The 25503-nt window shown below is 65.0% G+C and carries 24 protein-coding genes and 1 tRNA gene; 12 read left to right on the plus strand and 13 right to left on the minus strand.

The genetic code is table 11. From position 1 onward, the window contains the following. Positions 1–8: 8 nt before the first annotated feature. Positions 9–3164, plus strand: coding sequence for an efflux RND transporter permease subunit (locus tag VJ673_RS03845; protein WP_324124711.1), 3156 nt, complete (start codon positions 9–11; stop codon positions 3162–3164). A 33-nt stretch (positions 3165–3197) separates the two neighbouring features. Here the strand turns inward: VJ673_RS03845 and VJ673_RS03850 are convergent, their stop codons facing one another. Further along, positions 3198–4298 carry an aromatic ring-hydroxylating oxygenase subunit alpha gene (locus tag VJ673_RS03850; protein ID WP_324124712.1) on the minus strand — a complete coding sequence of 367 codons (1101 nt, stop codon included), beginning with the start codon at positions 4296–4298 and terminating at the stop codon, positions 3198–3200. 128 nt (positions 4299–4426) lie between these two features. Between VJ673_RS03850 and VJ673_RS03855 the strand changes: the two genes are divergently transcribed. From VJ673_RS03855 to folE2, 4 genes are read left to right on the plus strand one after another with little or no spacing between them, the layout of a single operon-like run. Continuing rightward, the gene (locus VJ673_RS03855; RefSeq protein ID WP_324124713.1) at positions 4427–4672 is read left to right on the plus strand and encodes an exodeoxyribonuclease VII small subunit; all 246 of its coding nucleotides are present in this window, start codon (positions 4427–4429) and stop codon (positions 4670–4672) included. Continuing rightward, positions 4669–5565, plus strand: a complete 897-nt coding sequence (locus VJ673_RS03860; protein WP_324124714.1) for a polyprenyl synthetase family protein — start codon at positions 4669–4671, stop codon at positions 5563–5565. The genes VJ673_RS03855 and VJ673_RS03860 overlap by 4 nt, the downstream gene beginning before the upstream one ends. Positions 5566–5588: 23 nt before the next feature. Beyond that, a complete protein-coding gene (dxs, locus tag VJ673_RS03865; protein ID WP_324124715.1) occupies positions 5589–7451 on the plus strand; it encodes a 1-deoxy-D-xylulose-5-phosphate synthase in 1863 nt (620 codons plus the stop codon). Between the two features lie 58 nt (positions 7452–7509). Next, positions 7510–8319 (plus strand): GTP cyclohydrolase FolE2, encoded by an 810-nt coding sequence (gene folE2, locus VJ673_RS03870; protein ID WP_324124716.1) that lies wholly within the window; start codon positions 7510–7512, stop codon positions 8317–8319. A gap of 93 nt (positions 8320–8412) precedes the next feature. On the opposite strand, the gene VJ673_RS03875 is transcribed toward folE2, so the two are convergent. Continuing rightward, positions 8413–8859, minus strand: coding sequence for a MaoC family dehydratase (locus VJ673_RS03875; RefSeq protein ID WP_324124717.1), 447 nt, complete (start codon positions 8857–8859; stop codon positions 8413–8415). 148 nt (positions 8860–9007) lie between these two features. Then, entirely contained in the window at positions 9008–9301 is a 294-nt protein-coding gene (locus tag VJ673_RS03880) for a type II toxin-antitoxin system HicA family toxin (protein WP_324124718.1), read from the minus strand. Positions 9302–9507: 206 nt separating this feature from the next. Here VJ673_RS03880 and VJ673_RS03885 point away from each other — a divergent pair, with 206 nt between their 5' ends. After that, on the plus strand, positions 9508–9972 hold the full coding sequence (locus VJ673_RS03885; RefSeq protein WP_324124719.1) for a hypothetical protein: 465 nt from the start codon (positions 9508–9510) through the stop codon (positions 9970–9972). Between the two features lie 50 nt (positions 9973–10022). On the opposite strand, the gene VJ673_RS03890 is transcribed toward VJ673_RS03885, so the two are convergent. The 4 genes from VJ673_RS03890 to VJ673_RS03905 all read right to left on the minus strand — a co-directional run bounded on the left by VJ673_RS03890 (position 10023) and on the right by VJ673_RS03905 (position 13244). Beyond that, positions 10023–10099 (minus strand) — tRNA-Pro (locus tag VJ673_RS03890). Positions 10100–10116: 17 nt separating this feature from the next. Beyond that, positions 10117–11085, minus strand: a complete 969-nt coding sequence (gene ispB, locus VJ673_RS03895; RefSeq protein WP_414635627.1) for an octaprenyl diphosphate synthase — start codon at positions 11083–11085, stop codon at positions 10117–10119. Between the two features lie 67 nt (positions 11086–11152). Beyond that, on the minus strand, positions 11153–11905 hold the full coding sequence (ugpQ, locus tag VJ673_RS03900) for a glycerophosphodiester phosphodiesterase (RefSeq protein WP_324124720.1): 753 nt from the start codon (positions 11903–11905) through the stop codon (positions 11153–11155). 10 nt (positions 11906–11915) lie between these two features. Then, positions 11916–13244: an extracellular solute-binding protein gene (locus VJ673_RS03905; protein ID WP_324124721.1), complete on the minus strand. Its 1329-nt coding sequence runs from the start codon at positions 13242–13244 to the stop codon at positions 11916–11918. Between the two features lie 178 nt (positions 13245–13422). Between VJ673_RS03905 and VJ673_RS03910 the strand changes: the two genes are divergently transcribed. From VJ673_RS03910 to VJ673_RS03925, 4 genes are all read left to right on the plus strand, one after another. Further along, positions 13423–13740, plus strand: a complete 318-nt coding sequence (locus VJ673_RS03910; RefSeq protein WP_414635628.1) for a hypothetical protein — start codon at positions 13423–13425, stop codon at positions 13738–13740. A 116-nt stretch (positions 13741–13856) separates the two neighbouring features. Then, on the plus strand, positions 13857–14963 hold the full coding sequence (gene rlmM / locus VJ673_RS03915; protein WP_324124723.1) for a 23S rRNA (cytidine(2498)-2'-O)-methyltransferase RlmM: 1107 nt from the start codon (positions 13857–13859) through the stop codon (positions 14961–14963). 189 nt (positions 14964–15152) lie between these two features. Then, positions 15153–16604: a DEAD/DEAH box helicase gene (locus VJ673_RS03920; protein ID WP_324124724.1), complete on the plus strand. Its 1452-nt coding sequence runs from the start codon at positions 15153–15155 to the stop codon at positions 16602–16604. A gap of 114 nt (positions 16605–16718) precedes the next feature. Beyond that, positions 16719–18599, plus strand: coding sequence for an EAL domain-containing protein (locus VJ673_RS03925; RefSeq protein WP_324124725.1), 1881 nt, complete (start codon positions 16719–16721; stop codon positions 18597–18599). A 6-nt stretch (positions 18600–18605) separates the two neighbouring features. On the opposite strand, the gene VJ673_RS03930 is transcribed toward VJ673_RS03925, so the two are convergent. The 4 genes from VJ673_RS03930 to VJ673_RS03945 all read right to left on the minus strand — a co-directional run bounded on the left by VJ673_RS03930 (position 18606) and on the right by VJ673_RS03945 (position 21894). Then, positions 18606–18971 (minus strand): hypothetical protein, encoded by a 366-nt coding sequence (locus tag VJ673_RS03930; protein ID WP_324124726.1) that lies wholly within the window; start codon positions 18969–18971, stop codon positions 18606–18608. 108 nt (positions 18972–19079) lie between these two features. After that, the gene (locus tag VJ673_RS03935; RefSeq protein ID WP_324124727.1) at positions 19080–20453 is read right to left on the minus strand and encodes an NAD(P)(+) transhydrogenase (Re/Si-specific) subunit beta; all 1374 of its coding nucleotides are present in this window, start codon (positions 20451–20453) and stop codon (positions 19080–19082) included. Beyond that, complete coding sequence (locus VJ673_RS03940) at positions 20450–20755, minus strand: NAD(P) transhydrogenase subunit alpha part 2 (RefSeq protein WP_324124728.1); 306 nt, start codon at positions 20753–20755, stop codon at positions 20450–20452. The genes VJ673_RS03935 and VJ673_RS03940 overlap by 4 nt, the downstream gene beginning before the upstream one ends. 14 nt (positions 20756–20769) lie before the next feature. Beyond that, entirely contained in the window at positions 20770–21894 is a 1125-nt protein-coding gene (locus tag VJ673_RS03945; protein WP_324124729.1) for an NAD(P) transhydrogenase subunit alpha, read from the minus strand. Positions 21895–22197: 303 nt separating this feature from the next. Between VJ673_RS03945 and corA the strand changes: the two genes are divergently transcribed. Then, positions 22198–23295: a magnesium/cobalt transporter CorA gene (corA, locus tag VJ673_RS03950; protein ID WP_324124730.1), complete on the plus strand. Its 1098-nt coding sequence runs from the start codon at positions 22198–22200 to the stop codon at positions 23293–23295. On the opposite strand, the gene VJ673_RS03955 is transcribed toward corA, so the two are convergent. Continuing rightward, positions 23284–24051 (minus strand): PP2C family protein-serine/threonine phosphatase, encoded by a 768-nt coding sequence (locus tag VJ673_RS03955; RefSeq protein WP_324124731.1) that lies wholly within the window; start codon positions 24049–24051, stop codon positions 23284–23286. The two genes, corA and VJ673_RS03955, sit on opposite strands and share 12 nt — an antisense overlap. Positions 24052–24186: 135 nt before the next feature. On the opposite strand from VJ673_RS03955, the gene VJ673_RS03960 reads away from it, so the two are divergent. Continuing rightward, positions 24187–24630, plus strand: a complete 444-nt coding sequence (locus tag VJ673_RS03960; RefSeq protein WP_324124732.1) for a MaoC family dehydratase — start codon at positions 24187–24189, stop codon at positions 24628–24630. Between the two features lie 38 nt (positions 24631–24668). Here the strand turns inward: VJ673_RS03960 and glcF are convergent. Continuing rightward, positions 24669–25503 (minus strand): glycolate oxidase subunit GlcF (glcF, locus tag VJ673_RS03965; protein WP_324124733.1); only part of this gene is annotated, 835 nt, incomplete at its 5' end.

Consider the following 25503-nt stretch of genomic DNA (forward strand, 5'->3'; position numbering starts at 1 on the left):
GCCTCACGATGAACGTTTCGGCCTGGTCGATCCGCAACCCGGTTCCAGGCGTACTGTTGTTCATCATGCTGAGCATCCTCGGCCTGTTTTCGTTCGCGCGGATGAAGGTCCAGAACTTCCCGGACGTCGATCTGCCGATGGTCGTGCTCACGGCGCCCCTGCCCGGCGCAGCCCCCTCGCAACTGGAAACCGAGGTCGCGCGCAAGATCGAGAACTCCCTCGCGACGCTGCAAGGCGTGAAGCACATCTACACGCGGATTCAGGACGGTGTCGCGACGATCACGACCGAATTCCGCCTCGAAAAACCCACGCAAGAGGCCATCGACGACGTCCGCGACGCCTTCTCGCGCATCCGCTCGGACCTGCCCGGTGACCTTCGCGACCCGGTGATCTCGCGCTTCAACCTATCCGGCCTGCCGATCGTCACCTACACCGTTGCCTCCGACACGCTGGACGAGGAAACGCTGTCCTGGTTCGTCGACAACACCGTATCCAAGGCCTTGCTGTCGGTCTCCGGCGTCGGCCAGGTGTCGCGTGTCGGCGGCGTGGCACGAGAAATCCGCGTCGAGTTGGACCCGGAGCGCCTGCTCGCCCTCAACGTCACCGTCGCCGACATCTCCCGCCAGCTGCGCCGGATCCAGATGGAAACATCGGCCGGACGCACCGACCTCGGCGGCAGCGAGCAGACCGTCCGTACGCTGGCGACCGCGCTGAGCGCAGAGCAGCTGGCCGCCATGGAAATCGTCCTCAGCGACGGACGGCGCGTCCAGCTCGCCTCGCTCGGGCACGTGGAAGACACCGTGGCCGAACGCCGTTCGACGGCGATGCTCGACGGCAAGCCCGTGGTCGGCTTCGAAGTCGTGCGGGCGCGCGGCGCGGGCGAGATCGAAGTCGCCCGCGGCGTTGCCGAGGCGGTCGCCTCGTTGCAGGCCGCCCAACCCAGGATCCGGATCAAGGAGGCCTACAACTTCGTCGATCCGGTCGAGGAAAGCTACAAGGGCTCGCTGTGGCTGCTCGTCGAAGGTGCAATCCTGGCGGTCATCGTCGTCTGGTTCTTCCTGCGCGACTGGCGCGCGACCTTCGTGTCCGCCACCGCCCTGCCGCTTTCCGTCCTCCCGGCCTTCGTCGGGATGGACTACTTCGGCTTCTCGCTCAACGTCGTGACCCTGCTATCTCTGTCACTCGTCATCGGCATCCTCGTCGACGACGCGATCGTCGAGATCGAGAACATCGTTCGACACCTCGGGATGGGCAAGTCGCCGTATCAGGCCGCGATGGAAGCGGCCGACGAGATCGGCCTCGCCGTCATCGCGACCACCTTCGCCCTGATCGCGGTCTTCCTCCCGACCGCCTTCATGAACGGCATCTCCGGAAAATTCTTCAAGCAGTTCGGCTGGACCGCGACACTCGCGATCCTCGCGTCGCTGCTCGTCGCGCGCCTGCTCACGCCGATGATGTCGGCCTACCTCCTGCGTCCGACCGCGCATGTGCCGCGGCAAGGCAGACTCACCGAGACGTACCTCGCCTTTGTCGCGAGCTGTCTGCGTCATCGGGCGCTCACGCTCATCGCCGCGACGGGCTTCTTCCTGGGGTCACTGGCGCTGATTCCGCTGCTGCCCACGACCTTCATGCCGCCCGACGACCTGTCGCAAACCCTCGTGTCGATCGAGCTGCCGCCCGGCAGCCGCTTCGAGGACACGCTGCAGTCCGCCGAACAGGCGCGCACGATCCTGACGCAGAACCCGAACGTCGTCCAGGTCTACACGGCCATCGGCAGCGGCAGCGCGGGCGCCGACGCCTTCGCGCTCGGCGGCGCCCCCGAGGTCCGGAAGGCCTCCCTGACCATCAACCTCACGCCGCGCAAGCAGCGCACGATCACCAAGCAGGCCGTCGAGGCTCAGTTGAGGGAGAGCCTGCGCGCCCTGCCCGGCGTGCGGGTCCGCGTCGGCCTTGGGGGCGGCGGCGAGAAGTATGCGTTCTCGCTGAAGGGCGACGACAACGAAGCGCTCCTTCGTATCGCGAACGCCGTCGAGCGCGATCTTCGCAAGATCGGCGGCCTCGGCAACATTTCGTCGAGCGCAAGCCTCGTCCGCCCCGAAGTCATCATCCGTCCCGATTTCGCCCGAGCCGCGGACCTCGGCGTCACTGCAGCGGCCATCGCCGACTCGCTCCGCATCGCCACCAGCGGCGACTACGATTTCAGTCTCGCCAAACTCAATCTCTCCGAGCGGCAGATCCCCATCGTCGTCAGGCTGCCCGAAAGCGCCCGCACCGACATCGAGTTGCTCGCCCGCCTTCCAATCCCCGGCAAGCGCGGCAATGTCATGCTGGGCAACGTGGCCGACATCAGCATCGAAAGCGGGCCGTCGGAAATCTCGCGCTTCGACCGCAAGCGCAACATCAACTTCGACATCGAACTCACCAACCGCCCGCTCGGCGAAGTCCAGAAGGCGATCGCCACGCTGCCGAGCCTCCAGCACCTGCCCGCGGGAACGTCCTGGGAGCCCATCGGCGACGCGCAGGAAATGCAGACGCTGTTCGAGAGTTTCGCGATCGCGATGCTGACCGGCGTGCTGTGCATCTACATCGTCCTCGTCCTGCTCTTCCACGAATTCGCGCAGCCGCTGACCATTCTCGCAGCCCTGCCGCTCGCGCTGGGAGGCGCCTTCGTCGCGCTGCTGCTCACCCGTAGCGGCCTATCGATGCCTTCCCTGATCGGCCTGATCATGCTGATGGGCGTCACGAGCAAGAACTCCATCCTGCTCGTCGAATACGCCATCGTCGCCCGACGTGAAAGAGGTCTGTCACGCTTCGATGCGCTCCTCGACGCGTGCAGCAAGCGCGCCCGCCCGATCGTGATGACGACCATCGCGATGGGTGCCGGCATGACGCCGATCGCGCTAGGCCTCGGCGTCGATCCCTCGTTCCGGGCTCCGATGGCGATCGCGGTGATCGGCGGCCTCGTTACCTCGACCTTCCTCAGCCTGCTCGTGATCCCGGTGGTCTACACGTTGGTCGCCGACATGCAGGCATGGGTCAGGCGCGGTCATCGCAGCGCCGAAATACCGGGGCCCGCACATGCAGCACCGCAAGCCTCACTCGAACACGACGAAACAACGATTCGCGGCGCATCGCAGGAACAATCTGCGGAACTGCGCGGCTAAGGGACGCAGCCCGTCCCGCCGATCAGGCCCGCATCATAGGTGCTCGCCCATGATACGGCGATAGAACTCGTGGAAATGCTGCATCCCGTCCTCGTACGGCGACTGGTAGGGGCCGACCTCGTCGCGCCCTTCCTTCAACAGCGCCAGCCGTCCGCGGTCCATCCGCTCGCCGATCTCGTCATCCTCGATCGCGGTTTCCATATACGCGGCCTGCTCGGCCTCGACGAACTCGCGTTCGAACTCGACGATATCTTCCGGGTAGTAGAACTCGACGACGTTGGTCGTCTTGTTCACATCGGTCGGAATCAAGGTGCTCACGACCAGCACGTGCGGATACCACTCGACCATCACGTTCGGGTAGTAGGTGAGCCAGATCGCGCCGTGTGCCGGCTTCTTCTCGCCGTAGTAATCGAGCACCGCCTGGTGCCACTTGCCGTAGGTCGCCGACCCAGGCTTCGCGAGCGAGGTGATACCCACCCGCTGCACCGAATACCACTCGCCGAATTGCCAGGTCAGATCGTCGCAGGTGACGAAATTGCCGAGCCCCGGATGGAAGGGCGCGACGTGGTAATCCTCGAGGTACACCTCGATGAAGGTCTTCCAGTTGTAATTGCACTCATGGATCTCGACGCGATCGAGCCTGAAGCCCGAAAAGTCGAGTTCCGAGGCGACGTTCATGCCGCTAAGATCCGCTCCCGCGTGACGCGGACCCGCGAAGAGCAGCCCGTTCCAGTTCTCGAGCGGATCGCGCCTGAGATTCAGGCAGGGGTTTTGCGGGAAATGCGGCGCGCCACGCAGCTGCCCCGTCTGGTCGTAGGTCCAGCGGTGGATCGGGCAGACGATGTGTTCGGCCTTGCCCGCGCCTTCGAGCATGATGGCCTGGCGATGGCGGCAGATGTTGGACAGGCGATGGACGCCCTCGTCGGTCCGGAACAGGAGCTTGGAATGGTCCAGCCACTCGAGCGAGCGATAATTGCCGACCTCCGGGACCATCAGCTCATGACCGACATACCCCGGACCGGCGTCGAAAAGCAGACGCTTTTCAAGCTCGAAAACACGCTCGTCGAAGTACGCCGACACCGGCAACTGAGACACCGCCGGGGACAGTTTGGCCTTGGATTCAAGGTCGGACACCCCGAACCTCCCATGAAAAGATCAAGAAATTCGGAAAAAAACAGCAGGCGATTCTATGCGAGAAGTAGTTTGACCGCCAGTAGCGCGATCGGTTACTTTCCTCCCTTTTACCTGTCCCGCTTCGAGCCATGGCAAACACGGCCAACACGCCGGCATCCTTCGAATCGGCCATCGCCGAGCTGGAGTCCATCGTACAGGCGATGGAAACCGGCAGCATCACCTTGGAGCAGGCGCTCGAGCATTATCAGCGCGGCACCAACCTGCTGAAATACTGTCAGGAAACCCTACAGGCCGCCGAACAGCGCGTTCAGCAACTCGAAGGCGACACGTTGGTCCCACAGAACGCGCCGGAAGACAGGAGGAAGCCCGAGTGAGCGAAAAGAATTTCGCCGCCTGGATGGAAGAAATCCAGCAACGCACGGAGAGCGCACTGGCCGACGCGCTGCCGGCCGACAACATTGCGCCGCAGCGTCTGCACGCCGCGATGCGCTACGCCGTGCTCGGCGGCGGCAAACGCGTGCGCCCGCTGCTCGTGCATGCCGCGGGCCGACTCGCCGGCGCCGACCCGGCGCGGCTCGACCGCATCGCCTGCGCGGTCGAACTGATCCACGCCTATTCCCTCGTCCACGACGACCTGCCCTGCATGGACGACGATGTCCTGCGCCGCGGCAAACCGACTGTGCACGTCGAATACGACGAGGCGACGGCGCTGCTCGTCGGCGACGCCCTGCAGGCCCTCGCCTTTCAGGTTCTGTCCGACACCACGCTCGCACCGACCCCCGATGTGCAACTCGAGATGATCGCGTTGCTCGGCCGCGCTTCCGGCTCACGCGGCATGGCAGGCGGCCAGGCAATCGACCTCGACGCGGTAGGCAAGCAGCTCACGCGCCAAGAGCTCGAATTCATGCATATCCACAAGACCGGGGCGCTGATTCGCGCTTCGGTCCTGCTCGGCGCCCACTGCGGTGCGCCACTCCCGGCGGACCAGCTCGCGCGCCTCGACCATTACGGCAAGATCGTCGGCCTGCTCTTCCAGGTCGTCGACGACATCCTCGACGCCCAGGCCGACACCGCCACGCTCGGCAAGACGGCCGGCAAGGACGCCGACCAGAACAAACCGACCTACGTGACACTGCTCGGCATGTCCGAGGCCCGCACGCTCGCCGAATCCCTGCTCGCCGACGCTCAGGAAGCCTTGTCCTCCTTCGGTCCAGATGCGGCAAAGCTCGCGGAGCTCGCCAACTTCATCGTCCATCGCCGCTTCTGAAATCGGACCTGCTGCACGACACCATGCCCGCGTATCCCCTGCTGCAACGCATCGACTCGCCCGCCGACCTGCGCCGTCTGGACCGCCGCGAACTCCACACGCTGGCGTCCGAACTGCGCGAATTCCTGATCGAATCCGTCTCCAAGACCGGCGGCCACTTGTCGTCGAACCTCGGCACCGTCGAGCTCACGATCGCCCTGCACTACATCTTCAATACGCCTGAAGACCGCATCGTCTGGGACGTCGGCCACCAGACGTACGGACACAAGATCCTCACCGGGCGCCGCGACGCCATGAGCGGGCTGCGCCATTTCGGCGGCATCTCCGGTTTTCCGCGCCGCTGCGAGAGCGAGTACGACACCTTCGGTACCGCGCACTCGTCGACCTCGATCTCGGCTGCGCTCGGCATGGCCGTGGCGGCTTACGACAAGGGCGAAGACCGGCGCTCGATCGCCGTCATCGGCGACGGCGCGATGTCGGCCGGCATGGCCTTCGAGGCGCTGAACAACGCCGGCGACATGCGCGACGTCAACCTGCTGGTGATCCTCAACGACAACGAGATGTCGATCTCGCCGCCCGTCGGCGCGCTGACCAAGATCCTCGCGCGCATGATGTCCGGCAGCACCGTCAACGCCGCGCGCCGCGCCGGCGAAAAGGTGCTCGGCGTCGCCCCGCCGATGCTCGACTTCGCGCGCAAGGTCGAGGAGCACGTCAAGGGACTGATCACGCCGGGCACGCTCTTCGAGGAGTTCGGCTTCCACTACTACGGCCCGATCGACGGTCACGACCTCGACGCGCTGATCCCGACGCTGCAGAACATCAAGAAGCTCAGGGGTCCGCAGTTCCTGCATGTCGTCACGCGCAAGGGCCAGGGCTACAAGCTCGCCGAAGCCGACCCGATCCTCTATCACGGCGTGTCGAAGTTCGACCATACCGCGGGCATCCAGACCGGCAAGGGCGGCGGCAAGCTCACCTACACACAGGTCTTCGGCGACTGGCTGTGCGACATGGCGGCGCGCGACGACAAGCTCGTCGCCATCACGCCGGCCATGCGCGAAGGCTCCGGCATGGTGCGCTTCGCGCGGGAATTCCCCGACCGCTACCACGACGTCGGCATCGCCGAACAGCACGCGGTCACCTTTGCCGGCGGCCTTGCTTGCGAGGGCTTCCGGCCCGTCGTCGCGATTTACTCGACCTTCCTGCAACGCGCCTACGACCAGTTGATCCACGACGTCGCGCTGCAGAACCTGCCGGTGGTGTTCGCGATCGACCGCGCAGGGCTGGTCGGCGCGGACGGCGCGACGCACCATGGCGCCTTTGATCTCTCCTTCCTGCTGTGCGTGCCGAACCTCGTCGTGATGGCTCCCTCCGACGAAAACGAATGCCGCCAGATGCTCTACACGGCCTATCGCCACGACGGCCCAACGGCAGTGCGCTACCCGCGCGGCGGCGGCCTCGGGGTGACGCCCGAAACGGCGATGACCGCGCTGCCGATCGGCAAGGGCGAAATCCGCCGTCGCGGCAAGAAGACCGCTCTGCTCGTCTTCGGCAGCCTGCTCGGCAACGCCCTCCAGGCTGCCGAACTCCTCGACGCGACGGTCGCCAACATGCGCTTCGTCAAACCGATCGACGCCGACATGATCGAAGAACTCGCCGCATCGCACGACCTCCTGGTCACGATTGAGGAAAATGCGGTGATTGGCGGCGCCGGGTCGGAGGTGGCACGCGTCGTCGAAAGCCTCCCGCAACGGCCTCGCGTGCTACGCCTCGGCCTGCCGGACCACTTCGTTGACCATGGCGACCAGACCCAATTGCATGAACAGGTCGGTCTGCACGCCGCCGGGATCGTCGCCGCAATTGAACGCATCTATGCCCACAATAGTTGAGCAAGATTGTCGGGAATGATACGCTGAGCAGGCTGCTACAAACCAGAGAACAGACAAGATGACCCCCAACGAGACCCACGCCATCCCCGATGTCCAGAACTCCCGGGACAGCCGTCAGCTCGCCATCAACAAGGTCGGCATCAAGGATATCCGTCATCCGATCCGCGTCAGCGACAAGAGCGGCGGCGTGCAGCACACGATCGCGACCTTCAGCATGTACGTCGGGCTTCCCCACAATTTCAAGGGGACCCACATGTCGCGCTTCATCGAGATCCTGAACAGTAACGAGCGCGAAATCTCGGTCGAGTCGATCGAGCCGATGCTACGCGAGATGGTCAAGCGCCTGGAGGCCGAGACCGGGCTCATCGAAATGAGCTTTCCGTACTTCATCAACAAGACAGCTCCGATCTCCGGCGTGCAGAGCCTGATGGACTACGAGGTCACCTTCACCGCTGAACTGCGCGAAGGCAACGAATACGTCTTCAACATGAAAGTGGTCGTGCCGGTGACCAGCCTGTGCCCCTGCTCGAAGAAGATCTCCGCCTACGGCGCACACAACCAGCGCTCGCACGTCACAGTCACGGCGCAGACCAACAATTTCCTGTGGATCGAGGAGCTGGTGCAGCTCGTCGAAAGCCAAGCTTCCTGCGAGCTCTATGGGCTATTGAAGCGCACCGACGAGAAGTTCGTGACCGAGCGCGCCTACGAAAACCCGAAGTTCGTCGAGGATATGGTGCGCGACGTCGCCGGCCTGCTCAACGCGGAAGCGCGCATCGATCGGTATGTCGTGGAATCGGAAAACTTCGAATCGATCCACAACCACTCCGCGTACGCGCTCATCGAACGCGACAAGCGCGTCCAAAGCTGATCCGCGTTAGGGGCAAAGTGGCAAAGAAAACGGGAGCCTTGGCTCCCGTTTTGCATTGCGATGAAAGGGCGCGCGCGGCCCTCTCGGACGACGTCAGCGTGCCGGCACTAGGATCTCGGCCTGACCTTCGAGCACCACCTTGCTGCCGACCGTGCACACCGTGTTGAACAGCGCACGTCGTTTTTCCGGCATGAGTTCCGCGACCGTGACGCGCGCGACAACGGTGTCACCCGCCTTGACCGGCGCCTTGAACTTCAGCGTCTGCGACAGGTAGATGCAGCCGGGCCCGGGCAGCTTGGTGCCGAAGACGGTCGAAATATAGCTCGCCGATAGCATGCCGTGCGCGATGCGACCGCCGAACATCGATGCGCCTGCGAGTTCGCCGTCCAGATGGACCGGATTGGTGTCGCCCGAAACGCCGGCAAACATCAGTATGTCAGCGTCCGTGACGGTACGGCCGACTGCGGCACTCATGCCCACCGTCAGGTCCTCGAAACGATAGCCATAGAATTCTGAAAAATCGCGCGTCTGTTCGCTCATCTCAATCACATTCCGGAAGGGAAAAAATCGACAGTAAAAAGATTCGCCCTGCATGTTGCAGAGCAACAGACGAAGCATAGCGCAAAATGCGTTTCGAGAATGTGAGCCTTCTTAATGCCGTCGGCCGAGTCCTCGACGACGGGCAGTGTCACGGGCTGCCGTGCTCCGCGCCCTGCGCCTCGTAGCTCGACGGCGTCACCCCGGCATGCGCCAGAAATTCGCGCAATTGCTTGATGTCCTGGCGTCCGCATTCGCTGCCGTGGTGGGGATGATGCAGGAAACCTTCCATCCGATTGAGCACGACGCGAAACCGCGCCCCGTGGGCTGGCTCGATCGTCGCGCCGAGGTGCGTGAGCAGCGATTCGACCTCTCGCCAGTGAATGTTGGCGCTGATCGGATCCTGGAAAATCGTACGCAGCAGATTGATGTGTTTGTGGCTCATCTCGGCCTCCGCTCTCGTCGGCCGGCCTTGCCGTCGTGCAGCTCGCCGGCGCACACTTTCTTTCATTAGCAGTGTAGTCCCTTGCGCGCCGCCTGAGTGCGGCTTCTGCCTCACTGCGAATGCGGTGGGGCGTGCACTTCCTGGCTTGCATGGCCGGCCGACGGTGCTATACCGAGAAACGGAGCCGGCAAACGGAGGAGTAGCTCATGGCTGAAAAGACCTATTCGCACGAGTACCGACGCCGCGCGGCAGGCACGCGCACGCAGCCCCCGGGCTTGTCCGGCTGGCCGCCACGCGAGTTGACCGCGATGTGGTTGGGCGTGCCGTGGATAAATTTCTATTTCGGGTTCTGGAACCGCTGGCTCGACCAATTGAACCGGGGCTCCGGAACCGCCCGTCGCGACCGCGAAATGAACGACGACCGCCGCCGTGAGGCGGTCCCCTGGATGCCTCAGTTCGAAGCGACGGTCATCCCGCTGCGTCGCAGCACGGACACCGGAACCGAAGCGGCGCGACTATCGATGCGTATGAGCATGCCATCGCTGCCTTGGGCACCGGGCGCCGGGAATGTCATCTCCATCGACACCCTACTCCCGCGCTCGACAATCGACGACGACGCGTTGGAGAAACCGGACGACAAGCCGGGCCGGCAGCCCATACGCAAGCCGTAACGCAAAAACAAAAAAGCCACTCTTTCGAGTGGCTTTTTTGCGGGAATGAGTGGTCGGGGAAAGAGGATTCGAACCTCCGGCCCCTGCGTCCCGAACGCAGTGCTCTACCAGGCTGAGCTATTCCCCGACGGTACTTTTCAGCTGCTAGTGATTTCTCTCAACTGCAAAGTTCGATAATTGTAGCAGCGCTTCTTTGAAAATGGAAGGGGAAAGAGAAGAAATTGCGTCGATTGCGCGATTCGCCTCGGCGCGCGCGTGACGGCGCGTCTCTTCCAGCGCGCCGGTCTGATGGATCGCTTCCAGAATTGCCGGGAATTCGTCGCGCCCGCCGCTCTCGATCGCGCCACGGACCAGCGCCGCCTGCTCGGGCGTGCCGTGCCGCATCGCGTGGATCAGCGGCAGCGTCGGCTTGCCCTCGGCCAGATCGTCGCCAAGATGTTTGCCGGTCGCGGCTTCGTCCGACGAATAGTCCAGCACGTCGTCGATGAGCTGGAAGGCGGTGCCGAGGTGCATGCCGAAGGCGGCCATGCGCTCCTCCGTCTCCTGGTCAGCGCCGGAGAGGATCGCGCCGAGACGGGTCGCGGCTTCGAACAGCTTTGCCGTCTTGTAGCGGATCACGCGCAGGTAGTCCTCGATCTCGACATCCGCGTTGTGGCAGTTCAGCAACTGCAATACCTCGCCCTCGGCGATGGTGTTGGTCGCATCCGCCAGCACCTGCATCACGCGCATATTGCTGACGCCGACCATCATCTGAAAGGCGCGCGAATAGAGGAAATCGCCGACGAGGACCGACGCAGCGTTGCCGAACATCGCGTTCGCCGTCTTGTTTCCGCGGCGCAGCTCCGATTCGTCTACGACGTCGTCGTGCAGCAGGGTGGCGGTGTGAATGAATTCGACGACTGCCGCCAGCTCATGGTGATGAACGCCCTGGTATCCCATCGCGTTGGCCGAAAACAGCACCAGCGCCGGCCGCAGGCGCTTGCCGCCGCTTTGAATGATGTACTCCGCAACCTGCCGGATGAGCACGACATCGGAGTAGAGTCGCTGACGGATCACCGCATCGACGGCCTGCATATCGGCTGCGATCGGCGCGTAGAGCTGCTGGGTCGACAAGGCTGCGTGCTCGCGAAAAAAGGGCGATGTTAGGGGGCGGGGCGGCGCCCCGTCAAGGAAGCGAAGATCAGAGTCCGGGGGCGGGCGCGCGAACGATGTCCGGACGGTCGGTGATCACGCAGTCCACGCCCCACTTCGAAAGCGTCTGCGCCCTGACGGGATCGTTCACGGTGTAGCAGGCCATGCGCAGTCCGGCTTGTCGGACCGCTGCCACGATCGCCTGATCGAGTCCCCGCTCACCAGCATGGAGTGACACCGCACCGAGCCTGCGGCAGCGCACCTCCCAGTCGTCGGGGACTGCACTGACCAGCAGGCCGCGCGGTGTCTCCGGCGCGAGGGCCGCAGCAACCGCGAGCGCGGCTTCGGAAAACGAGGACAACACCAGCGGCGGGACTGCGCCGCACCAATGACGCCGCAGCGTGCGAACGACACATTCGGTGGTCGCCTCGTCAGCCCCGTCCGAGGGCTTGATCTCGAGGTTGATTGCCAAGCCGAGCGCGATGCATCGAACTAGCGCGGACTCGAGCGACGGAAGTCTTTCGCCAGCAAAACGCCGATCGAACCACGTGCCCGCATCCAGCGTCGCCATCGCCTCATCAGAGAGGTCGGCGACACGGCCCCGACCACTGGTCGTCCGCTCCAGCGTCTCGTCGTGAATCAAGAGCGGCGAGCCGCTGGCATTGAGCATCACGTCGAATTCGACGCCGCCGCAATTGCAGGCGGCCGCGACGGCCAGTCCCGCCAGCGTGTTCTCCGGCGCCAAGCTGCCACCGCAGCGGTGCGCCAGGACGCGTGGCAGGGACCAGTCGCGCGCGGCCATCGCAATCTCGTCAGCGCACGCCGGTCATCAGGCTCTGCACACGCACGACCGCGGTGTCCAGCGCCTCCTTGGCGGGCTTGCGGTCGGCCCATACGGCGCGCAGCTCCTCGTCGAGAATGCTCATCACGCGGGAACGGCCGGTGATCGAGGTCGCGCTCGAATCGGCCGTGGCGGGCTTGGCAGTGAGTTGGGCAACGGCGACGCGCACGTTGTCGAGGTCGGGCGCCAACAGGTCGCTCTGCGCCGCAAAGACGCCGGCACGGTTGAGCGGCAGATAGCCGGATTCCCGCTCCCAGGCGACCTGGTTTTCCGGCTGCAGCCAGAAGGCGACGAACTGCGCGACGCCCTTGTACTCGACTGCGGGCTTGCCGGCGGACACCCACATGGCGCCCCCCTCGGCCAGCGTATTCTGCGGAGCCCCGCCGCCGGCAAAGTCGTCGTGGTAGGGCAGCGGTGCGATGCCGACCTCGAAATTCGCCTTGCGCCGGAACTCGGTCCAGCTCGACGACGGCGCCGCGATCACAGCGCATTCGCCCGCGGCAAATTTGCCCTCGGCTTCGCTGTCGGCGTCGAAGGTGCGCAGGTAGTGCGCACGATGCCAGCTCGCCATCATCGCGATGTGCTTGACCTGCAGCATGCCGTTGAAGGCAGCCCGCTCGCCCTTGGCCTGCCGGGCGGCGACGGGCTCATTATGCCAGGCGCTGGTGTTCTCGATCATCACGCGGCCCGGTTGCGAAACCGTGTAGGGGCATTGCGAACCGGCGTCGACCAGTTGGCCGAGCACTTGCTGCAGATCGAACCAGGTTTTCGGGAGCGCATCGGGGTTGAGGCCGACGCGCTTGAATTCGTTGCGGTTGAAGTACATGACCGGCGTCGACAACGCGACCGGCAGCGCCAGCAACTGCCCCTTGCCGTCGACCAGAGAACGGGTCATCGTGGCGGGCGGCTTCAGCGTCTGCAGCGGCACGCCGGCATCGCGCATCACGGTCGACAGTGGCTTGTATCCGACCTTGCCGCTGAAGTAGCGCTCGAGATCGTCGCCCTGGACGATGGCCATGTTGGGCGTGTCGCCGTCGGCCAGCGCCGTCAGAACGATGCGGTAATCCTTGCTGCGCTCGTTGAAGCGGGTCACGAGTTTCTGCAGCGCTTCGGCGCGGTCCGGATCGAGCTGATGTCCGAGGCGGATTTCGCGCGGTCCCGCGGCTTCGGCCGCCTTCGCGGATGCGGCCGGGGCGGCCTTGGGTTTCGCCGCATGCGCCGTCGCGGGCAAACCGACCAGGGCGCCACAACAGAGCAGCGCCGTAAAACCATTTTGCAGTACTCGAGCCAAAGGCTTCATTCCAGCTTCCTTCACAACCGTAAACGTGCAAAGCGCGAAGTATAGAACCACTCGCCATACCCCGTCGCCAACGACGATCTATCATTGCATCAAGATTTATCCCGAGATGACGTTAAAGTTCTCAGGCCACCCCGCAGATACACTCTAGACCATGTTTGCCCGACGACTTGTCCCGCTGATGCTGCTGCTCGCGCTGACCGCCTGCGAGCGAACCACCGAGCTGCTCGGTCTGCCCGATCCGAAAAAGGAAGAGGCGGCGGCCGAAGCCGAAGGAAAGGCGATCGGCGGCGCCTGCCGCCACGCCGGCCGCGCGCTGGAAGACTGCTACGCCCTGAACCCGAAGGCACAGAAGGCGTCGATCTTCAGCGGTTGGCGCGAGATGAACGACTACATGACGGAACACAACATCCAGACCGTTCCGCCGACCGTCACGTCCAGCGTAAAGCCGGCGGCGGCCGAAACGGGCAGCGAGGGCAAGCAGGCCGCCAAGCACTGAGGCAAGCCAGCTTCTCATGGTGCGCGTGAAGCTAGGCGCAGCGGCTCGCGCGGCTTATCATCCGCGCGTTCCTGCCGTGCCCACTTGGCACCCACCGTCGCCGCACTCGAGCATCCATGCATCCCTCTCCCGCCCAGAACCGCCTCCCGCTCTCCGTTTATGGCCTGCTCGCGCTATGCCGCGCGGGCTTCGAAAAGGAAGTCGCCACCGAACTGGAAGCCTTCTGTGCCGAGATCGGCATGAGCGGTTCCGTGCGGGCGCAACCCGGCCAGGCCTTCGTGACTTTCGAGAGCCACGAGGCGATCGACTTCGCGGAGCTCGCCGAACATTGCGACTGGCGCAGGCTGATCTTCGCCCGCCAGTTGCTGCCGTGGTTTGCGCGCATCGACAATCTGCCCGAACGTGATCGGGCAACGCCGATCGTCGCCGCGACGCGTCAAGCCGGCCAGCGCTTCGCGAGCCTGATGCTGGAGACGCCTGATACGGACGAGGCGAAGCAGCAGTCCGGCTTCTGCCGTCGCTTCACCGTGCCGCTGCAGCACGAACTGGAGAAGGCCGGGGCCTTCCGCGAAGGCGCAAAAGGGCTGCCGGAACTGCACGTGCTCTTCGGCGGCACTTCGACCGCATGGCTGTGCGCATCCCTGCCCGGCCGCGCCGCGCTGTGGCCGATGGGCATTCCGCGCTTGCGGATGCTGCGCGAAGCCGGCAGCCGCTCGACGCTGAAGCTCGCCGAGGCGATCTTCACGCTGCTCACGGAGGAAGAGCGCAACGCTGGGCTACGCGCCGGACTGCGGGCCGTGGACCTGGGCGCGGCCCCGGGCGGCTGGACCTGGCAGCTCGCCCATCGCGGGCTGCGCGTGACCTCGATCGACAACGGCCCGATGGCGCCTTCGGTGATGGCGACCGGCCTCGTCGAGCACGTCCGTGCGGATGGTTTCACTTGGCGCCCGCAGCGCCCCGTCGAATGGATGGTGTGCGACATGGTCGAGCAGCCGACACGGATCGCGGCGCTCGTCGCGGACTGGATCGCCACCGGACGCTGCCGGCGCACCATCTTCAACCTCAAGCTGCCGATGAAGAAGCGCCTCGATGCAGTCGAGCAGTGCCGCGCGATCATCACCAAGCGGCTCGCAAACGAGGGGCCGTTCGTGCTGCGCATGAAACACCTCTACCACGACCGCGAGGAAATCACCTGCTACCTCGCGCTGCGCAAATCGGTGTGAATCGGCATTCGCGGCATCCAAGCCCATGCAGGCCACGGGGCGAGGCATGTATAATGTTGATTTTCAAGCACCCGGCCTGCCGGTTGGCGCGAGCCGTTCCGGAACGATGACGTTCCGGCCATCGTTCATCCAATCGCCTCTCCTGGCGTCGCGCAACGCGCGGCAGGCCATCACGGAAGAAAGGCGCCTATGAGTTTCGCCGACCTCGGGTTGATTCCCGAGTTGCTACGCGCGGTCGCCGAGACCGGCTATACGACCCCCACCCCGATCCAGCAGCAGGCCATTCCCGTCGTGCTGTCGGGGCGCGACATGATGGGGGGCGCTCAGACCGGTACCGGAAAGACCGCGGGCTTCACGCTCCCGCTGCTGAACCGCCTCGCCCGCCACGCGAGCACCTCCACGAGCCCGGCGCGCCATCCGGTGCGCGCGCTGATCCTCGCGCCGACGCGCGAGCTCGCGATGCAGGTGTTCGAGTCGGTCAAGACCTACAGCAAATACGTGCCGCTGCGCACGACCTGCATCTACGGCGGCGTCGACATGAAGCCGCAGATCCAGGAGCTGCGCAACGGCGTCGAGATCGTCGTCGCGACACCGGGCCGCCTCCTCGACCACGTCCAGCAGAGGACCATCGCGCTGAACCAGGTCGAAATGCTGGTGCTCGACGAAGCCGACCGGATGCTCGACATGGGCTTCATCCCGGACATCCGCCGCATCCTCGACCTGCTGCCCGCGAGCCGCCAGAGCCTGCTGTTCTCGGCGACCTTCTCCGACGAGATCAAGAAGCTCGCCGACCAGATGCTGAAGGAGCCGCAGCTGATCGAAGTCGCACGGCGCAATACGGTGTCGGAAACGATCACCCACGTCGTGCACCCCGTTTCGGCCGGCCTCAAACGCAACCTGCTGGTCCATCTGCTGCGCCACGAGCCCGACACCCAGGCGCTGGTGTTCGTCGCGACCAAGCTCGCCTGCGGCCGCCTCGCGCACTTCCTCGAACGCCACGACATTGCCGCCGATGCGATTCATGGCGACAAGGGGCAGTCGCAGCGCACCGAGGCACTGGAAGCGTTCAAGTCCGGCAAGCTGCGCGTACTCGTCGCGACCGACGTCGCGGCGCGCGGGCTGGACATCGACGACCTGCCCTCGGTGATCAACTTCGAGCTGCCGCACACCGCAGAAGACTACGTGCACCGTATCGGGCGCACCGGCCGCGCCGGTCGTAAGGGTCGCGCGGTATCGCTGGTCAGTGCTGAAGAAAAGCACCTGCTGACCGACATCGAGAAGCTGATCAAGTTGCAGATTCCGCTTGAGGACGTCGCCGGATTCGACCCGGAGCCGGACTTCCACGAGAGCGGCAGCCGTGGCAAGCACGGCCGTAGAGGCGGGCATGCGGAAGCCGAACCGGCACGCGACAACGTGCGCGCATCGCGCACGACATCGCCGACGAAAAGTGCAGATCACGCCCGCCGCAAGAAATCGACCGTCGCAGCCGACGGATTCGATTTCAGCAAGCCGTACCAGCCGACGACGCCCGCCATCGGGGCCGCGAACCTCGACAGCGGATCGGCTGACCGGCTGTCGCCACTGCCCAAGCGCAATGCGCGCCCGATCCCCTTCCTGCTCGGCGGACTGGGCAAGAAGTAGCATCTCGCCGAACTCGCGGAATTAGCGGGGGCAAACCCCGCCTTTTCCAGCTAAGGCGCTCTGGCACGTTCAAGTATTCTGGGCTCACGCCGATAACTTGCACGAATACCTGGAATGAGCGCCCAGATGAACGCAGCCCGTCCCCCGCAGGGCAATGAGAACCCCGAAGAGCCCTTCATCCCGGATTTTTCCGAGGGTGCGGAGACCGGGCTCTACCTTGCCCTGTTCGAACTACTCGATGAAGGCCTGATCATCACGGGCGACGAGATCGTCCTCGAGGCGAACAGCGCTGCCTGCCGGCTGCTCGAGCGTGACTACCGGCAGATCGCCGGCAAGCCGCTGTGCGATCTCTTCCCCTCCGAACGCGACTTCCTCGATGCCCGCGCCCGGCTCTTCATCCAGGGCGAGATGCGCGGCAGCCTGCGCGTCGCCCTGCCCGGCGAACGCCACCGCGATCTGCGCTTCGTTGCCGCGGCGCGCATCCGTCCCGGCATCCATGCGCTGATCCTAAGCCCGGACATCATCGCAGAAGCCTACGCGAACGCCCCATTCACCGACGAGCCGCCCCCCGACACCGTCTGGCCACGACTTGCCGCAGCAGTCGAACAGCCGGTGATTGTGATCGACGAGAACGAGCGTATCGCCGCCACCAACGCCGCAGCGCTCGAAACCCTGGGACTCAAGCGAGGCAGCATCGTCGGCCACGCCCTAAGCGCCTGCATGGAAGTCGATTGGCCGGGCGTCAACGCCTCGCCGGTCGCGCGCCTGCAGGTGCCCGGGCATACGGAGGCAATGGATGCGCGCGTGCTGCCCGGACCCAAGCCGGACTGGCGTCTGCTGATCCTGCCGCCCGCAGATCAGCCGAAGACCGCAGCAATTGCCGCCCCGGCTTCAGCGTCCCTGTCACACGAGGCCGGAGACGATGCCCTCGAACGCGTGTTCGCCGACAGTCCGCTTCCGACGCTGCTGTGCGAAGGGCCCGACCTCGGCATCTTCGCTGCCAACGCCGCCGCAGCGGGCGTCTATGGCTACTCGCAGACTGCGTTGTGCGGGATGCGCATCGGCGACCTGCGCGTACAACCGGCCGACGGCCGCGATCCGATCGAATCCGGCATCTGGCAGCATCGGCGCAAGGACGGCAGCGTCTTCGACGTCGACATCCTCGCCTACCGGATCGAGTCGAAGTCCCACCCGGACGCGGCCGTCCTGATGCACGACCTGCCCGATGCACCGCTCCTCGCTTTCGAGACGCGGCTGCGGCAGGCGGTCGACCTCAAGCAACTGGAAGTCCATTTCCAGCCGCTGATCGATGCGCGCGACCAGTCCGTGCGTGGCGGCGAAGCGCTGCTGCGCTGGCATCACCCCGAACTCGGCCTGATTCCGTTCCAGCGCTTTGCAGGCGTCGCGCGCGATGCCGGCCAGCTCACGCGCATGGGGGACTGGATCTTGCAGAGCGCCTGCAGCGAGGCCGCCGCCTGGAATGCCGCGGGCAAGAGCGTGCGAGTTACCGTCAATGTCGCGCTGGAGCAGATCACGCACGGCGACCTCGCCGAGCGCGTGCGCCACGCGCTCGCCGCATCCGGCTTGCCGGCCGGGTTGCTGGAACTGGACCTCGACGAGCGCGTGTTCTGCGACGACAGCGCGCGCGTCCTCACCACGGTCGCCGCGATTGCGCAGATGGGCGTGCAGCTCGCAATCGACGATTTCGGCCGCGGCCTCGCGTCGATCCCTCGCCTCAAGCGCTACCCGGTCCGGACGCTGAAACTCGACCCGCAACTCGTGCGCGAAGTCGGCATCCGCGACGACAGCGATGCGATCGTGGAGGCGATTTCGAGCATGGCGGGCATCCTCGGGCTGGAAGTGCTGGCTCGCGGTGTCGAGGGCGAAGCGCAGCAGGCCTTCCTGTCGGCGCTCGGCTGTCACTTGCAGCAGGGACCGCTGTTCGGCCGCCCGATGACGGCCGAGGCCTTCCGCGCCTATCTCGCCGCCCAGTAAGGATGCTCAATACGCGAGCAGGCTGCGACAGGTTTCTTCGCGGCCTGTAATGCGGCTGAAGCGGGAGAGCTGTTCCTTGACGAATTCATCCGGCACGCGTTCGTCCGCGCAGTAGTCGCGCAACTGCATGGCGTAGGCCATGTTCTGCATGTCGCGCACGGTGCGCGAGATCGCCGGATACCGATAGCCGGTGGTGTCGCGGAAGGGAGGCGCTTTCGTGGCAGCGCCTTTCCCCGGCCGCTTGCCCTCAGGGACCGAAGCCGTCCCGGTCGAATTTCCTGCTGCCGGCGGCGCAGCCTGAGCCCAGGCGCAGGCGGTGACCAGCAGCGCCAGACAAGCGACAACTCCGAAGGGAATCACGCGGGGCGGCATCTTGTACGAAGTCCTCCAAGGGTCATTATGCCCTTATCGGCAGCTGCCGCCCGCGTCTTGAATGCGGGTGGCGGGGACCGCACTTGCGGCCCCGCACCCGCCAGAACATCAGACCTCCAGCGCCTTCACGTGCGTGATGACTTCGCCGATGATCTGCTGCGCGCTGCCGTACAGCATGCGGCAGTTGTCCTTGAAGAACAGCGCGTTCTCGATGCCCGAGTAGCCTGCCCCCTGGCCGCGTTTGACGACGATGACGTTCTGCGCCATGTCGACGTTGAGGATCGGCATGCCGTAGATCGGGCTCGACTTGTCGGTACGCGCGACCGGGTTCACGACGTCGTTCGCGCCGATCACCAGTGCCACGTCCACCTGCGGGAAGTCGGAGTTGATCTCTTCCATGTCGAAGATCTTGTCGTAGGGCACGCCGGCTTCGGCAAGCAGCACGTTCATGTGGCCCGGCATGCGACCCGCGACCGGATGGATCGCGAACACGACTTCGACGCCGCCCTCTTCGAGCAGCTGCGCCATCTCCCACACCTTGTGCTGGGCGCCCGCGACGGCCATACCGTAGCCCGGCACGACGACGACCTTGGACGCATAGCGCATGACGGAAGCCGCATCGAGCGCCGACAGTTCCTTCATCGAGCCCTCGATCGCCTCGCCGCCTCCCGCTGCCGCGCCGGTGATCGGCGTGAAGATGACGTTGCGGATCGGGCGGTTCATCGCCTTCGCCATCAGCTGCGTGAGCAGCGTACCGGACGCGCCGACGACGATGCCCGCGACGATCAGCGCGGGGTTGCCGAGCACGTAACCTTCGAAGCCGACCGCGAGACCGGTGAAGGCGTTCAGCAACGAGATCACCACCGGCATGTCGGCACCGCCGATCGGGCTGGTGAGGATCGCGCCGAGCGTGAGCGCAACGAGGAAGAACAGGATGACGAGCGCCGAAGGCGGCGTACCGGCAAAGATGATCGCCAACCCGAGCACCACGGCGAGACCGGCGAGGCCGATGTTCACCAGGTTCTGCTGCGGCAACCGCCACGCCTTGGTCATGATGCCTTGCAGCTTCGCGAAGGCGATGCACGAACCGGCGAAGGCGACCGAGCCGATCAGCGCGCCCAATACCGCGAGGGCGCTCCCGACGACGCCATGGTTCGCACCGCGCGCAAACTCGAGCGCTGCAATCGCCGCCGCCGCGCCGCCGCCCATGCCGTTGTAGATGGCGACCATCTGCGGCATGTCGGTCATCTTGACGACCTTGCCGGACCACCACGCGACGGCGCCGCCGAGCACGATGGCCGTGATCATCAGCCCGTAGTTCTGCATGCCGGGCGTGTAGAACGTGACGAGGGTCGCCGCGATCATCGCGTAGCCGGCCCAGACGATGCCCTTGCGCGCAGTGACCGGCGAGCTCATCGCCTTCAGGCCGAGGATGAACACCACGGCCACGCCGAAATACGCCAATTGGATGAGGCCGCTCATTGCGCACCTCCCGCCTTGTTAGCACCCGGCTTGAACATCGCGAGCATGCGCTCGGTGACGACGTAACCGCCCGCCGCGTTGGCCGCGCCGAGGAACACCGCGACGAAGCCGATCGCGAGCTGCACCGGATCGGCCGGATCGGCCTCGCCGAGCACCACCATCGCACCGACCAGAACGACACCGTGCACGAAGTTCGAGCCCGACATCAGCGGCGTATGCAGGATCACCGGCACGCGCGAGATCACCTCGTAACCGGTGAACGCGGCCAGCATGAAGATATAAATTGCACCAAAGCCTTCCACGTTTGCGTCCTCCGTCACAGTCCAAGAACCTGCTTGACGGCCGCATGCCGCAACTCGCCCGCATGGGTGAGGCAGCAGCCGGCCATCACTTCGTCTTCCCAGTCGAGCGCAAGCGCTCCGTCCTTGATGAACGGGGAGATGAAGTTGAAGAGGTTCTTGGCGTACATTTCGGACGCATGCACGGGCATGCGGCTGGCGATGTGGGTCGGGCCGATAACGAGCACGTCGTTGATCCAGGTCTTCTCGCCGGCGACCGTGCCCTCGACGTTGCCACCCGATTCGGCCGCCATGTCGACGACGACCGCACCCGGCTTCATGCGCGCGACCATGTCGGCGGTGATGATCTTCGGCGCCTTCTTGCCCGGGATGGCGGCGGTCGTGATCAGCGCGTCGCAGCCGGCCACTGCCTTCGCGAGGCGCTCGGCCTGCTTGGCCTTTTCCTCGTCGGTGAGCTCGCGCGCATAGCCGCCGGTACCGGCCGCCGAGACGCCGGTGTCGACGAACTTCGCCCCCAGCGACTCGATCTGCTCGCGCGTCTCGGGACGCACGTCGTAGGCCTCGACCATCGCGCCGATCCGGCGCGCGGTCGCGATCGCCTGAAGACCCGCGACCCCCGCCCCGATGACGAGCACCTTGGCCGGACGGATCGTGCCCGCGGCGTAGGTCAGCATCGGGAAGAACTTCGGGCTGTGGTCGGCGGCGATCAGCGCGCACTCGTAGCCCGCGACAGCGGCCTGGCTCGACAGCACATCCATGCTCTGCGAGCGGGTGATCCGCGGCAGGAGCTCCAGTGCAAACGAAGTGATCTGCTTGTCCATCAGCTGCTTCGCGCGGCCGGCGTCCGACCACGGTTGCAGCATGCCGAGCAGCACGCTGCCCGACTTCATCGTTGCGATCAGTTCCGACGACGGCGGCTGCACGCACAGCACCACATCGGCCGTGCTCCACACCTCGGCGGCGTTCGGCACGAACTTCACATCCGCAAACATCTCGTCGCGCAAATGCGCCGGCTGGCCTGCGCCAGTCTGCATCACCATTTGCGCGCCAAGGCCCAAGTACTTCTTGACCACATCCGGCACGACCGAGAGACGTCGTTCGCCGGGAATGGACTCAGCAGGCACTCCGATAAACAGAGGCATTGGCCGTTCTCCCTGACAGGTAAATTGACATGAACCTTCACGCAAAACCGGCCTTTCGGAAGTGGGAACCCAGGTCAACTGCGCAGCCGCAGGCAACCGGAACTCACGTCCGACTCTCCCCCGGTTTCCACGTTTGACGAGCAGGTGTGAACGCCATCACCCCGCGCATCGGTCTTTGTAATTTCTTGTTGTACACCGTGCGGTGCAACAAGGACGCCTCACGGATAATACTGATACCCAGACCAAGCGCAACCCTGTAAAGGCAGGAATATCCCAATTAGTAGCATTTTCCGGTAAGCGAAAATGACAAATACCGGTAGGACTCCGAAGCCCCGCAAGCCCCGCTCGCTGACGCCGGCAAAGGCTGGTATGCCGCCCGGATCGCTCGTTCACGTCGGCGCCGTGAAGACCGACAAACCGCATATTTCGCTGATCGCATTCGACGCGGAGGGCATCGAGGAACAGCGCTTCGCGAGCATCGAGGCATCGCGCGCCTACAGCCCCAGCCGGGAGCAAGTGTGGCTCAACGTGTATGGCCTGCAGGACGCTGAAATCCTCGGCGAGGTCGGCCGACGCTTCGGGCTGCACCCGCTGGTGCTCGAAGACATCTTGAACACCCATCAGCGACCGAAGATCGAGGACTACGGCGACTACCTTTACTGCGTGATGCGGGTGTTCGCCTACGATCCGCAGACGCGCACGCTGGGCTCGGACCAGTTGAGCATCGTGCTCGGCGAGAAATTCGTGCTGTCCTTCCAGGAACGGCCGACGGGCACTTTCGAGCCCGTCCGGGAACGCCTGCGCGCGCCCCAGGCGCCCATCCTCAAGCATGGCGTCGACTACCTCGCCTATGCGCTGCTCGATGCCGTGATCGATCAGTATTTCGTCGTCGTGGACCATTTGGGCGACGACGCCGAACGACTGGAGGACGACGCGCTCACCCGTCCCACACCGCAACTGCTGCAGACCATCCATCAGGTCAAGCACGACACCCAGGCGCTGCGGCGCGCCATCTGGCCGCTGAGGGAAGTGCTCAACGGGCTGATCCGTGGCGACACCCGGTTCTTCACCGACGAGACCCGCCTGTACTTGAGGGACATCTACGATCACACCATCCACGTGATCGAAACGCTGGACGCCGTGCGCGAACTGCTGAGCGACCTGATGGACATCTACCTGTCGGCGGTGAGCAACCGGCTGAACGTCGAGGTGCGCATCCTGACCGTGCTGACGACGCTGTTCCTGCCCGCGACGCTGATCACCGGCATCTTCGGCATGAACTTCGACGTGATGCCGCTGTTGCGGGACCCGGTCGGCTTCTACATTGCCTTGGCGATGATGGGGATCGTCGCCACGGCGATGGCGGCGATCTTCTGGCGCCGGAACTGGCTACGGCTGTGACGACAGTGAGCCGGCGTCGACGATCTTGATCAGCGCCAAGGAGACATTGTCGCCATAACCGCCGGCGCGCTGCCGGGCGCGCTCGACCAGGACTTCGGCCGCTTCGCGCGCGCGCCTCGTCGCGACCGCCGCGCCGATTTCGGCGTCCGACAGGTGACCCCACAGACCGTCGGAACATAGCAGGAAACTGTCGCCAGCCTGAGGCGCGACTGGCTCGCTGATGACGACCTCGGGCGCCTTTTCGCCGCCGAGACAAGAGAGCAGCACGTTGCGCTTTGGATGCACGCGTGCGCCCGCTTCGTTGAGGCGCCCCCTGCGCAGCAGCTCGCCGACCAATGAATGATCGGCGCTGCGGCTCACCAGTTCGGCGCCGCGGAAGTGATACAGGCGCGAGTCGCCGCAATGCGCCCAGCGCACATGCCCTGGTTGCAGCACCAGGACGACGGCGGTGCTGTGAGGCTCCTTCTCGGACGTGAGGCGCGTGAGACGAATGATGACGTGGGCGTCGTTGACGATCTCCGCGAGGAGGTCGTTCGGAGATTCGTTCTGCGGCGCGTAGGACTCGAAATTCTGGCGAGCCTTGAGGAGCACCTGTTCCGCGGCGATCGCGCCGCCGGTGTGCCCGCCCATCCCGTCCGCCAGCACCGCGATCATCGTCCCGCGCTGGCGAGGGTGGGCGAAAACCCCCACCCGGTCCTGTTGCTCGTGCCGGTCCCCGATATGGCTTGCAACGCAGGTTTCGACGGTAATTGGCATGGTTTACGGCACGAATCTTTCACTCAGATGTTAGCGCCGTTATCGGCATTTGGGGCGCCTTTATCCCCGCTGCTAATCTGGCGCTCGTGACATCATTCACAAGACCAATCATTGGAACTCGACGGGAGGGGGCACATGTATTCGGGACCGGGATTCAACGAGGTGCAGGTCGGCGAACGCTTCGAAAACAGCATGACCTTGACCGAGACGCACATCGTCATGGGTGCTGGGCTCTTCGGCGATTTCAACCCGTTGCACACCAACCAGCGCTTTGCGTCCGACAGCCGCTACGGCACGCGGATTGCTCACGGCTACCTGACGACGGCGTTCATGGCGGCGCAACTGGGCATGGTGTTCCATACCACTGCGATCGCCTATCTTGAACACACGTCGCGCTTCACGGCGCCGGTGCGGGCGGGCGACACCTTGACGATGGTGTGGACGGTGAGCGGGCTCGATGAGAAGCCGAAGCACGATGGCGGGATCGTCACCCTCGCCGGGACGTGCCGCAACCAGGACGGGATCAAGGTGGCGGAAGCCGAAGCGAAGATGCTGATCGCAAACGGGACGCCCCGCTGAAGGGCAGTGCGCGGCGTGCGGCGCACTGCCCTCGCGGATCAGGCGGGAGCGCCGTGGAGGCGCTCGTCGATCAGTTCGACCCAGTGACGGACCGGCGTCGCGGTCCCGCCCTGCAGATGCGTCATGCAGCCGATATTGGCCGATGCGATCAGGCTTGCACCGCCTTCGCCGAGCGCCTCGAGCTTGTTCGCGCGCAATTGCTTCGACAGCTCAGGCTGCAGGATCGAATAGGTGCCGGCCGAGCCGCAGCATAGATGGCCGTCGCGCACCGGCGTGAGCTCGAATCCGGCTGCCGTCAGCAGCTTCTCGACAACGCCGCGGATCTGCTGGCCGTGCTGTAGCGTGCACGGGGATTGAAAGGCAACCTTGGCTGTCTCGCCGCGCTTGGCTTCGAGCAGCGGTGCGAGCCGGTCGCCCTCCGCCGCGACGATCTCGCTGACGTCCTTCGTCAGCGCCGCCACGCGCGCCGCTTTTTCCGCATAGGCCGCATCCTGCGCGAGCAGGTGGCCGTAATCCTTGACCTGCACGCCGCAACCCGATGCGGTCATCACGATCGCCTCGATCTCGCCGCGCTCGATCGCCGGCCACCACGCGTCGATGTTGCGCCGCGCATCGGTCCGGCCGCCTTCCTGGTCGTTGAGGTGGAAACGCACGGCGCCGCAACATCCGGCCCCCGCCGGTTCGACCAGCGAAATCCCGATCGCATCGAGCACCCGGGCGGTCGCGGTGTTGATCGACGGCGCCATCGCCGGCTGCGCGCAGCCCGCGAGCGCGATCATGCGGCGCGCGTGACGCGGCGCCGGCCATTGTCCGGCCGGGCGCAGGTCCGGCACCTTTTCCTGCAGCGAGCTCGGCAGCAGACCGCGCACGGCG

This window comes from Aromatoleum sp. (assembly GCF_035254505.1).
Classification (GTDB): domain Bacteria; phylum Pseudomonadota; class Gammaproteobacteria; order Burkholderiales; family Rhodocyclaceae; genus Aromatoleum.